Source organism: Rathayibacter rubneri, from assembly GCF_023743255.1.
Lineage (GTDB): Bacteria > Actinomycetota > Actinomycetes > Actinomycetales > Microbacteriaceae > Rathayibacter > Rathayibacter rubneri.
This window is the reverse complement of sequence record NZ_JAMRYM010000024.1, coordinates 1-12,935: the sequence shown is the minus strand read 5'-3', so window position 1 is coordinate 12,935 and position 12,935 is coordinate 1. Positions and strand designations below refer to the sequence as shown.

Below are 12,935 nucleotides of genomic sequence, written 5' to 3'. Positions count from 1 at the left end.
GCGCCCTCCCCTGCTACCGTGCTCTGAACCGGTTAAGTAAACCGGTTCAGACTTGAGGGGGGAGGCGCGAGATGGCCGACAGGCCCACGATCCTCGACGTCGCCCGCGAGGCAGGCGTCAGCAAGGCCCTCGTCTCGTTCGCGCTGAACGACCGGCCCGGCGTCTCCGCCGGCACCCGCGAGCGGATCCTGCAGGTCGCCGCCGACCTCGGCTACCGGCCCAGCGTCACCGCCCGCTCCCTCTCTATCAGCGTCTCGTTCGCGGTCGGCCTCGTCGTCGCGCGCGACCCGGAGGTGATCGCCGCGGATCCGTTCTTCCCCTCGTTCATCTCGGGCGTCGAGCGCGTGCTGGCCGAGAACGGCCGGGTGCTCGTACTCAGCGTCGTCGAGCCCGGCGCCTCGGAGGAGGCGGTGTACCGCACCCTCGCCGCCGACCGCCGCGTCGACGGGATCTTCCTGACGGATCTGCGCGGGGACGACTCCCGTCCGGCCCTGCTCGCCGAGCTCGGTCTGCCCGCCGTCACCCTCGGCCGCTTCCACGGATCATCATCGCCCGCGGTCGTCATGGACGACGCCGCCGGCATCGCCGACGCCGTCGCGCACCTCGCCGCCCTCGGCCACCGGCGCATCGCCCACGTCGCCGGTCCCGATCACCTGCTGCACTCCCGCCGCCGCCGCGCGGCGTTCCTCGGCTCGTGCGCCGACGCGGGACTCGAGCCGGGACCGATCGTGGCCACCGACTTCAGCGCCGGCCAGGGCGCGCGCGCCACGGAGCAGCTCCTCGACCTCGCCGCGCCGCCCACCGCCGTGGTCTACGCGAACGACCCCATGGCCATCGCCGGCCTCGGCGTCGCGCACACCCGCGGGCTCCGGCTGCCCGACGACCTCTCGATCACCGGCTTCGACGACTCCGCGATCGCCGCCCACGTCTACCCGACGCTGACCTCCGCCCGCACGCGCCCCGCGCGCTGGGGCGAGGCGGCGGCCCGCACGCTCCTCGATCTCATCGAGACCGGGAGCGCCCCCGACGTCGACCTCGAGCCCGCCGGGCTCGTCGTGCGCCACTCGACCGCCCCGCCGCGGCCGACCCACTGAGAGGCGCGCGCACCGCAGCGCGCGCCGAGCACAGGACAAGGAGAACACCATGAGCAGCTCGACGACGAGACGATGGCTCACCGGGATCGGCATCGCCTCACTGGCGACGATCGGCCTCACCGCGTGCAGCGGAGGGGGAGGAGGAGCGTCCACCGACCTCACCGCGACCGGCCCGATCACGATCTGGTACTCGAACAACGAGCAGGAGGTCGCCTGGGGAGAGGCGATGGTCGAGGCCTGGAACGCGGACAACCCGGACCAGGAGATCACCGGTCAGGAGATCCCCGCCGGCAAGAGCAGCGAGGAGGTCATCGGAGCCGCGATCACCGCCGGGAACGCGCCCTGCCTCGTCTTCAACACGGCCCCCAGCGCGGTCGGCCAGTTCGAGAAGCAGGGCGGCCTCGTCGACCTGTCGGAGTTCGAGGACGGCGACGACTACATCGAGACCCGCAGCGGCGACCTCGCCGAGCAGTACCAGAACGCCGACGGCGACTACTTCCAGATGCCGTGGAAGAGCAATCCGGTCGTCATCTTCTACAACAAGGACCTCTTCGCCCAGGCCGGTCTCGACCCCGAGAACCCGTCGCTGGCGACCTACGACGAGTTCGTCGCCACGTCGAAGACGCTCGTCGAGTCCGGAGCCGCGCCCGCCGCGATCCAGCCCGCGCCCACCAGCGAGTTCTTCCAGACCCAGTTCGACTTCATGCCGCTGTACGCCGCCGCCACCGGAGGCACGGGTCTGGTCGAGGACGGCGAGGCCACCTTCGCGAGCGAGGACGGCTACGCGGTCGCCGAATTCTGGAAGGGCCTGTACGACCAGGGCCTCGCCGGACGCGAGCAGTACCAGGGCGACGCGTTCGCGGACGGTCAGGCCGCCATGTCGATCGTGGGCCCGTGGGCCGTCTCGGTCTACGAGGACCTGAACTGGGGCTCGGTCTCGGTGCCCACCCCCGACGGCACCGCGCCCGAGGACACCTGGACCTTCAGCGACGCGAAGAACGTCGGCCTCTACTCGGCCTGCGAGAACAAGGGCACCGCGTGGGAGGTGCTGAAGTTCGCGACCAGTGAGGAGCAGGACCGCTCGCTCCTCGAGACCACCGGCCAGATGCCGCTGCGCACCGACCTGCAGACCACCTACGCCGACTACTTCGAGGCGAACCCCGCCTACCAGCGCTTCGGCGACCAGGCGAGCCGCACCATCGAGGTGCCGTCGGGACCGAACACCGTGCAGATGCTCCAGGCGATCCGCGACGCGTGGGGCAAGACCGTGATCTTCGGCGAGGGCGACGTGGAGTCGGCGCTCGACGGAGCGGCCGAGACCGTCACCGGGCTCGCCGGCCAGCAGTGAGCCGGCCGTGACCACGCTCACCCCGAAGGCTCCGGCGTCCACGGGCGCCGGAGCCCCGGGCCCGGCCGCGAAGCGGAGCCTGCTCCGCCGCGTGCTCGGACCCCAGCCGCTCGGGCTGCTGTTCGGCGGCCCGTACCTGGTCTTCGTGCTGGCGGTGTTCGCGTTCCCGGTCGGGTACTCGGTCTACATCGCGTTCCACGACTTCTTCTTCGCCGCTCCCGGCGTGCAGGTCGACCGGCCGTTCGTGGGCCTCGAGAACTTCGTCACCGCGTTCTCGAATCCGCAGGTCATCCGCTCGTTCGGCAACATCGGGATCTTCCTGGTCATCAACGTGCCGCTGACGGTGATCCTGGCGCTGCTGCTCGCCTCGGCGCTGGACAAGGTCGTGCACCTGCGCACGTTCCTCCGGGTGTCGTTCTACGTGCCCTACGTCACCGCGAGCGTCGCGATCGTGGCGGTGTGGCTGTTCCTGTTCAACGGGAACGGGCTGGTCAACAGCCTGCTCGGCCCGCTGGCACCGGATCCGTCGTGGCTGATCAACGAGAACCTCGCCATGCCGGTCATCGCGATCTTCGTCACGTGGAAGCAGCTCGGGTTCTACATCCTGCTGTACCTCGCGGCGCTGCAGAACGTGCCCAAGGAGCTGTACGAGTCGGCCTCGACCGACGGAGCCGGGCGGGTGCGGCAGTTCTTCTCGGTCACCGTGCCGAGCGTGCGGCCCGCGACCCTGCTCGTGCTTCTCGTCTCGACGGTGACCGGAGCGAACCTGTTCACCGAGCCCTACCTCCTGACCGGCGGCGGCGGGCCCAACGGCGCTTCCGCCTCGCCCGTGCTGCTGATGTACCAGCTGGGCCTCCAGCAGGGGCAGCCCGACGTGGCGTCGGCCATCGGAGTCGTCCTCGTCATCGGCGTCCTGATCATCGCCTACCTGCAGAACCGGTTCGCCGGGGAGAGGAACTCATGAGCGCGCAGGTCAGCGCGGGAGGAGCGGCCTCGGCCGTGCCCGCCGTCACTCCGATCCGAACGCGCCGACGCCCCGTGGGGATGAGCCGCTCGGCGGTCGTCCTGCGCGGCGTGGTGCTGGGGATCGGCGCGATCGTCTTCCTGTTCCCCTTCTACTACATGGTCGTCGGCTCGCTGCAGACGGACCCCGACCCGACCCTCGCCGGAGCGGTCCCCGACCCGTCGAACCTCACGCTCGACAACTACGTCAACGTGAACGAGCGGATCAGCCTGCTCACCGGCCTGCTCAACTCCGGGATCTTCACGGGCGGCGTGCTGCTGTGCACCGTGGTGTTCGGGGTGCTGGCCGGGTACGCGCTCGCGATGCTGCAGTGGCGCGGACGCAACGCCGTCTTCGCCCTCGCCCTGCTCGTGCAGGTCATCCCGTTCCAGCTTCTGCAGATCCCGCTCTACGTGCTGATCGCCCGCGACTACGGTCTCGCCGACAGCCACGTGGGCATGATCCTGCCGTTCGCGATCAACTCGACGGCGGTGATCATCTTCCGGCAGTACTTCCTGCAGCTCCCGAAGGAGCTGTTCGAGGCGGCCCGGATCGACGGAGCCGGCGAGCTGAAGCTGCTCTGGAACGTCGCCCTCCCGCTGGTGCGGCCCGCGCTCGTCACGGCGGTGCTCCTCACCTTCATCGGCCCCTGGAACGAGTTCCTCTGGCCCTTCCTCATCACCAAGGACGCGTCGCTGCAGCCGCTCGCCGTGTCCCTGGCCAACTACATCTCGAACGTCGCGTCCTCGACCGACAACCCGTTCGGGGCGATCCTGGCGGGCGCCGTCGTGCTCGCCGCCCCCGTCGTCGTGCTGTTCATCGTGTTCCAGCGCTACTTCGTCTCGACCGATCTCGGATCCGGAGTGAAAGGATGACCATGACTCCCACCCTCACCACCGTCCCCTACCGACTCGAGCGCGTCGGCATCGTGATGGAGCCCCTGCCGGGCGACCCGCTCGAGGCCGAGGGCGTGCTCAACCCCGGCAGCGGTCGCGGGCCGGACGGAGAGCTGTACCTGCTGCCCCGCATGGTCGCGACCGGCAACGTGTCGCGGATCGGGCTCGCCCGAGTGCTCGTCGAGGACGGCGTGCCCGTCGGCGTCGAGCGGCAGGGGGTCGTGCTGGCGCCCGACCGCGGGTTCGAGCGCGGTGCCGCGAACGCCGGAGTCGAGGACCCGCGCGTCACGTGGATCGAGGCCCTCGGCCTGCACGTGATGACGTACGTGGCGTACGGGCCGCTGGGTCCGAGGACGGCGCTCGCCGTGTCGGAGGATCTGCGCGACTGGCGCCGACTCGGCCCCGTGACCTTCGCGTACGACGACGCGCTCGACATCGACCTGGGGCTGTTCCACAACAAGGACACCGTGTTCTTCCCCGAGATCGTGACGGCGCCCGACGGCACGCGGTCCTTCGCCGTGCTGCACCGGCCCATGTGGGACCTCGGCGAGACGAAGCCGGGGGAGGGCGTGCGCCTGCCCGCCGGCACCGAGGATCCGCGCCAGAGCATCTGGATCAGCTACGTCCCGGTCGCCGAGGTGGACCGCGACCTGGCGAACCTCACGCGATGGACGCGGCACCGGTTCCTCGCGGGGCCCGAGTTCCCCTTCGAGGAGCTGAAGATCGGAGGCGGTCCCGCGCCGCTCCGGGTTCCCGAGGGCTGGCTGCTGCTCCACCACGGGGTGACCGGAGTGATCGACAGCGCGTTCTCGCAGCAGCAGAACGTCAACTACGCGGCCGGAGCGATCCTCCTCGACCCCGACGACCCGTCGCGCGTGATCGCGCGCACCAGCGAGCCGCTCCTCGAGGCCGAGACGGACGACGAGCGCTCGGGCATCGTGCCGAACGTCGTCTTCCCGACGGCGATCGAGGAGATCGACGGGCAGCACTACGTCTTCTACGGCATGGCCGACTCGCGGATCGGCGCGGCGCGGCTCGTGCGGACGGACGGGTGAGCGCGGTGGAGCCCGCTGCCTCACTCCTGCTGATCGAGTAGCCCGCTCGCGGGCGTATCGAGATCACCGTCTCCGGGCGGTGGTGGGTCTCGATACGCCCCTGCGGGGCTACTCGACCAGCAAGCAATCCGCTGCTCGCGCCGCACTCTGCCTTCCTTGCTGATCGAGTAGCCCGCGGAGCGGGCGTATCGAGATCCACCACCACCAGAAGCACCACCCACCCACCCCGCACATCGGAGAGTTCAATGACGAACGCCAGAACACGGACGGCGGCGGCCCTCGCCGCGACCGCCCTCGTCGCCGGGGGCCTCACCCTCGGCGCGGCCCCCGCGCAGGCGGCGGCCCCCCTCGCCAACACCGCGCACCTCGACTTCCTGCTCGACACCGCCACTCCGACTCCGGAGCCCGGCCACACGACGTACCGCCTCGCCGAGGAGCCCGAGCTGGTGATGCCCTGGACGTACGCCGACGCACGCGACGGCGGCACGTTCGAGCGCGTCGGCGGTGGTCCCCTGGACCCCGCGACGGGCGACTGGGGGCAGGGCGCCTTCAACACCGACGACATCTCCCGCGCCGCCGTCGCCTACCTCCGGCACTGGCAGCAGACCGGATCGACGGCCAGCCGCGAGAACGCGTACGAGACCCTGCGCGCCCTCGCCTACTTCCAGACGACCGACGGCGACGACGCCGGCAACGTGGTGCTCTGGATGCAGCCGGACGGCGAGCTCAACGCGAGCGCCGAGCCGGTCGAGCTGCCCGACCCGAGCGACTCCGAGGACAGCTACTGGCTCGCCCGCACCCTCTGGGCGCTCGGCGAGGGCTACGCCGCGTTCGACGACGACGACCCGCAGTTCGCCGCCTTCCTCCAGGAGCGCCTCCGCCTCGGCGTCGCCGCCGTCGACCGCGAGGTGCTCGGCCGCTACGGCGAGTACGAGAAGGCCGACGGGGTCGACGTGCCCGCGTGGCTGATCGTCGACGGCGCCGACGCCACCGCCGAGGCTCTGCTCGGCCTCTCGGCGTATGTCGAGGCCGTGCCCGAGGACGCCGCGGTGCGCGCCAGCACCGCGAAGCTCGCCGAGGGCGTGGCCGCGCTCGCGCGCACGACGACGGAGGCGGACACCACGTCGTGGCCGTACGGCGCGATCCTGCCGTGGGCGAAGTCGCGGTCGCTCTGGCACTCCTGGGCGTCGCAGATGCCCGCGGCGCTCGCCGAATCCTCGGTCGCGCTGGGCGACGCCTCGCTCCTCGAGCCCGCCGTCGTCGACGGCTCCCGGTTCGCGCCCGAGCTGCTGACCTCGGGCGGCCCGGACAACGGCCGCTACCCGAGCCCGACCGAGACGGTGCAGATCGCCTACGGAGCGGACTCGCGGCTGCAGAACTCGCTCGCCCTCGCCGACGCGACCGGCTCCAGCGCCTACACCGACCTCGCCGGTGTGCAGGGCGCCTGGTTCTTCGGCCTCAACCGCGCCGGCACACCCGTCTACGATCCGGCGACGGGCATCACCTTCGACGGAGTCCAGGCCGACGGCAGCGTCAACCGCAACAGCGGCGCCGAGAGCACGATCCACGGCCTTCTCGCGATGATCGCGCTCGACGACCGGCCCGAGCTGGCCGACCGCGCCCGCACGGTCGCCACGCAGGTGAGCCGTGAGGGCCTCGAGGTCGTCGAGGCCGAGACGGCGCGCGGCGGCACGGTCGTCACTCCGGAATCGAGCTGGACCGGGGAGTCGTCGTGGAGCGGCTCGTACCTCTCACTGACGAACTGGCGCCGCCCGGCGACCATCGGCCTCGGCTCGTCGACGCAGGAGCGGGTGATCGAGCCGGTGCTGTGGCAGGTCGAGAAGGGGACGGCGACGACTCCGCTCAGCGCCTGGAACACCGGCCGCCGGCCGCTGGACCTGCTGAAGAGCACGGTCGGCGCCCAGGGGATCACCGAGGCGTCGGGCGCTCTGCTGCCGCAGAAGCTGCGCCGCACGGTGCCCGCGAGCGCGACGACCGTCGAGGTGCGCGGAGTGACAGGGGAGACGAAGCTGGACGCGCTGCTGGTGCGCCCCGTCGTGTCGCGCCTCGTCCTCGAGGGCGACGGCGGGCGGACCGAGCTGCTGCGCAACTCGACCGCGACGACGCGCTCGTCCGTGCTCGAGGGCTCGGGGACGCTGCGCGTCTACTCGGCCGACGGGGTGCTCGTGAGCGAGTCCGCGGCGACCTCCGGCGCCTCCGTGGAGCTTCCCGCCCAGGGCTTCGCGGTGCTGATCGGCTGACGCGCGACCGGTCGTGACGGATCGGCGGGCTCGAGTCCGTCGATCCGCCGCGAGAGGCCGGGTCTTCACCTCGATCCGTCTTGAACGACAGCTCGAATCGGCGTCCTGCGCCCTCCGTGGGCGGACCGGCGGGTTCAACCACGCCTGGCGCCGTGCGTAGCGACTCACAACTGAAGAACTCGAGGCAATCGAAACTTAACAATGTTCGTATAGAGGTTTTGATACGAGGGACCCCTGGAGGCTCGCCCTCATTGTCGAAATGACCCAGCGATGACTGTTGCGGAGCCAGTCGACAACGTCGGGACTGCAGCCGACCGGTCGGGGCTGGGTTCTACCGAAGATCTGGCTGAAGAATTGCCGCTTGAACAGTCCGCATAGCGTCTACTGGTTACTTTGCTACAACACTGAAGTGCCTGCCATCGAACGACATCTCATTGCTTCTTAAGCTTGCGTGTGTAAATGGCGCGTCGAGGTGTGCTGATTGAATCAAAGCCGTCAACGGTTGGCCATTCAAAACCGAGCTCAGGCGATACCAACTGCACGAGGAGTGTGCGCATTCGTTTGCGGTTCAGCAACTCTGGAATGAATGCACTTACGTCCCTCCCGGCAGGAGACAAGAGGTCCACGGAAACCAGGTCCTTTCTCGTCTGGATAAACTCGATTTGTTGCGCGATATTTTCTGGGTTTGCCGCGCGAAAAGATCGAACCTTTCGCGCGCCCAAAAGCTTTGCTGTAAATTTCGATCCCCAATCGAGTGAAAGATTTTGAATCGAGTCGGGGAGAACAATCTCGGCCGGCGAGATGGGTCCACCAAGACGAAGGGTTGTCAACTTCTCCATCGGTCGTAGATCCCACTCGCTCAGGGAGGGCAATGCAGAAAGGGTCAAGGAGTCAAGGCTGGCCAGAGCGCCGAGAGTAGTTAGATTCTCGCAATCGACGAGATAAAGAGCGTGTAATTCTTCCAGCGAAGACAGGGATTCTGTTGAAGATACTGGCGTTCTTGACAAATCGAGCCAATTTAGATGCGAGACCGCGCTAAGAGCTTTGATATCGACAAGGTTGGAGCATCCCTCGAGATCCAAAATCGCGAGCTCTGGGAAGGCTTCGATTCCGGCGAGGGTTGTCAAGTTGAAGCACCAACGAGAATCAATAGACAGCACTCCGGTAAGCCCCTCGCCACCGCCGAGATCGGAGAGCCCAAGAGACCGGCTTAAGTCGATAAAGCGCACACTCGCGACTTTCGGAACTTTTGCCAAGCTTTCCAATTCGCCCGTCAGGCTCAACCGAACGTTGTGCATGTTTGGCAGGGAGGGCAACTGCCTAATCTGTTCCCAGTCGGACAGCGGAACGGGAAAGTCCGCGACCGGACTATCGGCCAGTATCTCTTTAGCGAAAGCCTCGGCGTCAAAGTGTGACCAGGCCCGTAGTAGTTGCCGGATCACCGTCTTTCTGCGATCTGTCCTGTAGCCGCGAAGTGCCGCCAGGGCGCCATCGCCTCCGATGAGGCTAAGCGCGCGAACTGATGCAACTGCTTCTCTTGCGTACCGCGGGCGACGGCTAAGAAGTGACACCGCCATCTGTCCGGCAAGAGCCACTGAGGCTGCGTCGGTCATATTTGATGGTGGGACGACGGCGGCAAGGCAACGGGCGAGTGACTTCTGTAGGTCAGGAGACAATTCCGGAGACGTTTCCATGCATGCTAGCGCGACCAAGAAGAGCACATGTCGATTACCTGGCTCTTTCTCCCCTCGAGCAATAAGTGCAGAGATTAGTTCCTCGCGGTCCCGGGCAGTAGCATGTCCGGCCGCCAGTACAACAACTTCACGCCAGTAGTCCTCGTTGGCGACCGCCACTAGTTTACCGAATGACCTGTTCGCGACGATCTCGCCCGCGGCGAGGTATTCAAGGAAGGTTCTATGAACAAAGTCTATGCGCCCGTCAGAGGGTTCACGAAGTACACCGCTTCGAGCAAGGAGGTGCTTTGCTACTTCCTCTGATGTGGCCTTGATGCGGTGCAAGTGGACAAGTTGTTTCCCCACGATTGTTTCAAAATCAGCTCGGGCAGCGTCTGCCGCGTAATTATCTTGTAGCCATGACGCGAATATTCGCAGGATAGAAGAGGCTTCACTATACGTTAACTGCAAGTCGTGTGAAATCTCCACGTGTCGATCCTGGTCTCGACGAACGACCAGCATCTGCAAAGCTGTCGAGTAAATTTCCATGCGGTTATCGGGAAGACGCGCACCGCTGTCGCGATTTAGTGCGCATATAAGCGCACAAAGCAACGGGCTATCGCAAAGGCTCCGAATCGCTTGTCTCTCACGGATCGCTTCAAGCGCGAATTTCTCCGACGTCCTGATTGATGCAGAAAGCTCGGCGGTTGGAGATGGTCCTAGTGCGGCTCGGTGCCAGTGCTCAACAAACGACTTGATGTCTTCATACTCCATTGGAAGCAACGTCACTCGTGTGTAGTCGTCAGCCGTCCATGACGAATCGACGGCACCTTCCCGAGAGGTCACGATGATTATGGCATCGGAAAAGCTGTTCGAAATTTCGTTTAGCCATGAAAGTACGCTGGCTCGGCCGTCCTCCGAGATTTCATCAAAACCGTCGACGAGCAATAACGCTCGCCCGGCGTCAAAAATACTAGTAGCCCACCCGCTTGGCATGGCGTCGAGCAAGGATGGGGTGGCGCCCTCGATGAATTGGCCGATATGGGGGAGCGTCGAATTCGCGTAGCGGCGGAGTTGGATTACGAACGGAACCCGGTTATTCCATTCCTCAAGTTTATTTTCGAAAGATTGCTGTGCAGACTTGGTGGTAATCCAGTGAAGTAGTGTCGTCTTTCCCCCGCCGGCTCCGCCTGTAAGCAGGATTCTCGGTGAACCGCTTAATGCTTCCTCGACCCGTAAAGCGTCCGATCGGTTAGGTTTCTCGTCCGCATTCGACTTGGATTCATTGCCGAGTGTTTCGAGTGGAATATAGGCAACGCTTAGGGAGTAGGACGATCGTGCTGTCGGAGATGTCACTCCGAATAATTGAAGTCTATCGGCATGGTCGAAGATTGCTCGACGATATCTGCTCTCGAATCGCTGATATTCAGATCCCCGACCCCAGGTTGAAGGGACCTGCGACTCGGGCATGTTTGCGAGATTTGCTTCGACCAAGTCAATGATTGTGGTCTCGCGTGAAAGAATTTCGCTTATTCCCGCATGTTGGAAGGTTGGCAAGGCACTTGATGACGCGATAATGCAGGCGGCGCATTCTCGAACGATTGACTCGTAGGCGGCGTCTCCCGAGGTCGATAAACCGTCCGCGACGAGATTTGGTTCGTCTTTTGCTAGTATCATGGCGCAAAGTAACTCCGCGTCAAAGTCGATTTTTGCGAGTTCAACTTGTGTCTTAACCGAGTTCTCAAGAGCTCGTTGCGCGGCGTGCGCTGCTGCTGAAAGGTCACCTGCGTCGATGTCTGAAAGTTCGTGCGAGAGATACGGAAATATTCTCGCTCCGATGTCCTCGGCGAGGCGCTCGAACTGCCGCTTCGCTCGACCCCGTTCTAGCAAGCCTCCAATCCGAGAGGGAAGGGCTTGAATCAATTCACCCGAGAGCGAAGCCAGGTCGTCGTTGTTCGTCCAGAGCCGAATGACCCACTTAGTAGCAGCAGTTCCGATGGCGAGGCTAACGGCGTCCATTTGTCCCCTTGTAGGTTCCTCGATTTAGGTCTAGCTGTCAGTTTGCAGTAGCGCTCTGCGGTCAACAAGGTCGTAAACGCGACGTAATATCATGTTAGTTACATGAGAGCGCTCTCTCAAAACTCTTGACCTCTGCGCGGAAGTGTTCGTACACTCGCCCTACACCTCGTGAGAGCGCTCTCACGGACGCAGCACAGCAGCGTGAGAGCGCTCCCCGGGATGCCCTCACCAACTCACGAAGGAGTGACCGTGCTCGCATCACGACGCGCCAGGATCGCCGCAGCGATCTCCGGCGCCGCCACCCTCGCCCTCGTCGTCACCGGGTGCTCGTCATCCGGATCCGACGCGGCCGAGGGCGAGAACATCGAACTGACCGTCACCACGTTCAACGCGATGGGGTTCGACGACCTCTACGCCGAGTACGAGGAGGCGAACCCCGGGATCACCATCGTCCCGAACAACATCGACACCGGTGGCAACGCCCGCACCGACGCCTTCACCAAGCTCGCGGCGGGCTCCGGCCTCGCCGACGTCCTCGCGATCGAGGAGGGCTGGCTCGGCCAGATCATGGAGGTCTCGGACCAGTTCGTGGACCTCCGCGACCACGGCATCGAGGACCGCAAGGCCGACTGGGTCGACTGGAAGTACGAGCAGGCGACTGACCCCGACGGCCGCGTCATCGGCTACGGCACCGACATCGGCCCCGAGGGCCTCTGCTACAGCACCGCCGCCTTCGAGGCCGCCGGTCTGCCGACCGACCGCGAGGCCGTCGCCGAGCTGCTCGGCGGCGCGGACGCGACCTGGGACGACTACTTCGCCGCCGGGAAGCAGTACAACGACGCGACCGGCAAGGCCTGGTTCGACCACTCCGGATTCGTCTGGAACGCCATGGTCAACCAGCTCCCCGAGGGGTACTACACCGCCGACGGCGAGCTCAACATCGAGGGCAACCCCGAGCTGGAGGAGCGCTGGGGCCAGTTGACCGACGCCGCGGCCTCCGGCCTCTCGGCCGGCCAGAAGGCCTGGGACTGGAACAAGGGCAAGTCGTTCACCGACCAGACCTTCGCCACCTTCGTCTGCCCCGCGTGGATGTTCGGCACCCTCAAGGGCGGCGTGGAGGCCGGAGGCGGCGACCCCGCGAGCACCGGCTGGGACTTCGCGGACGTCTTCCCCGGCGGCGCAGCCAACTGGGGCGGCTCCTTCCTCTCGGTCCCGACGCAGTCGGAGCACCCGGCGGAGGCCGCGGCCCTCGCCTCGTGGCTGAGCGAGCCCGAGCAGCAGATCAAGGCGTTCGAGGCGGCCGGTCCGTTCCCGAGCACCATCGCCGCTCAGGAGGAGCTCGCCTCCGCCGCTGAGCCGGACCCGGCGCTGAACGGCTCGCCCACCGGTGCGATCCTCGCCGAGCGCGCCGAGGGCGTCGTCGCCCAGTACAAGGGACCCGACGACTCGCTCATCCAGGAGAACGTCTTCGGCCCCGTGCTGCAGAAGGTCGACCGCGGCGAGCTCGACGGCGACGCCGCCTGGGCCGAGGCGCTGAAGCTCCTCGGCGAGCTCGTCGACTGACGCGCCTCTCCCACCCCTCCCTC

8 protein-coding genes are annotated in these 12,935 nt (G+C 66.2%); 7 read left to right on the top strand and 1 reads right to left on the bottom strand.

The window, feature by feature from the left end:
• Positions 1-71: 71 nt before the first annotated feature.
• From NB037_RS07865 to NB037_RS07840, 6 genes are all read left to right on the top strand, one after another.
• Entirely contained in the window at positions 72-1,094 is a 1,023-nt protein-coding gene (locus tag NB037_RS07865; protein ID WP_251944850.1) for a LacI family DNA-binding transcriptional regulator, read from the top strand.
• Between the two features lie 49 nt (positions 1,095-1,143).
• Positions 1,144-2,442, top strand: a complete 1,299-nt coding sequence (locus NB037_RS07860) for an extracellular solute-binding protein (RefSeq protein WP_251944849.1) — start codon at positions 1,144-1,146, stop codon at positions 2,440-2,442.
• A 7-nt stretch (positions 2,443-2,449) separates the two neighbouring features.
• Positions 2,450-3,406 (top strand): carbohydrate ABC transporter permease, encoded by a 957-nt coding sequence (locus NB037_RS07855; RefSeq protein ID WP_372490717.1) that lies wholly within the window; start codon positions 2,450-2,452, stop codon positions 3,404-3,406.
• Between the two features lie 80 nt (positions 3,407-3,486).
• Entirely contained in the window at positions 3,487-4,320 is an 834-nt protein-coding gene (locus NB037_RS07850) for a carbohydrate ABC transporter permease (protein WP_251944897.1), read from the top strand.
• A 2-nt stretch (positions 4,321-4,322) separates the two neighbouring features.
• Positions 4,323-5,396: a glycoside hydrolase family 130 protein gene (locus tag NB037_RS07845; protein WP_251944848.1), complete on the top strand. Its 1,074-nt coding sequence runs from the start codon at positions 4,323-4,325 to the stop codon at positions 5,394-5,396.
• Positions 5,397-5,641: 245 nt separating this feature from the next.
• Positions 5,642-7,657: a hypothetical protein gene (locus NB037_RS07840; protein ID WP_251944847.1), complete on the top strand. Its 2,016-nt coding sequence runs from the start codon at positions 5,642-5,644 to the stop codon at positions 7,655-7,657.
• A gap of 431 nt (positions 7,658-8,088) precedes the next feature.
• Here the strand turns inward: NB037_RS07840 and NB037_RS07835 are convergent, their stop codons facing one another.
• Complete coding sequence (locus tag NB037_RS07835) at positions 8,089-11,349, bottom strand: NACHT domain-containing protein (protein ID WP_251944845.1); 3,261 nt, start codon at positions 11,347-11,349, stop codon at positions 8,089-8,091.
• A gap of 249 nt (positions 11,350-11,598) precedes the next feature.
• Between NB037_RS07835 and NB037_RS07830 the strand changes: the two genes are divergently transcribed.
• Positions 11,599-12,912 (top strand): ABC transporter substrate-binding protein, encoded by a 1,314-nt coding sequence (locus NB037_RS07830; RefSeq protein WP_251944844.1) that lies wholly within the window; start codon positions 11,599-11,601, stop codon positions 12,910-12,912.
• Positions 12,913-12,935 lie beyond the last annotated feature (23 nt).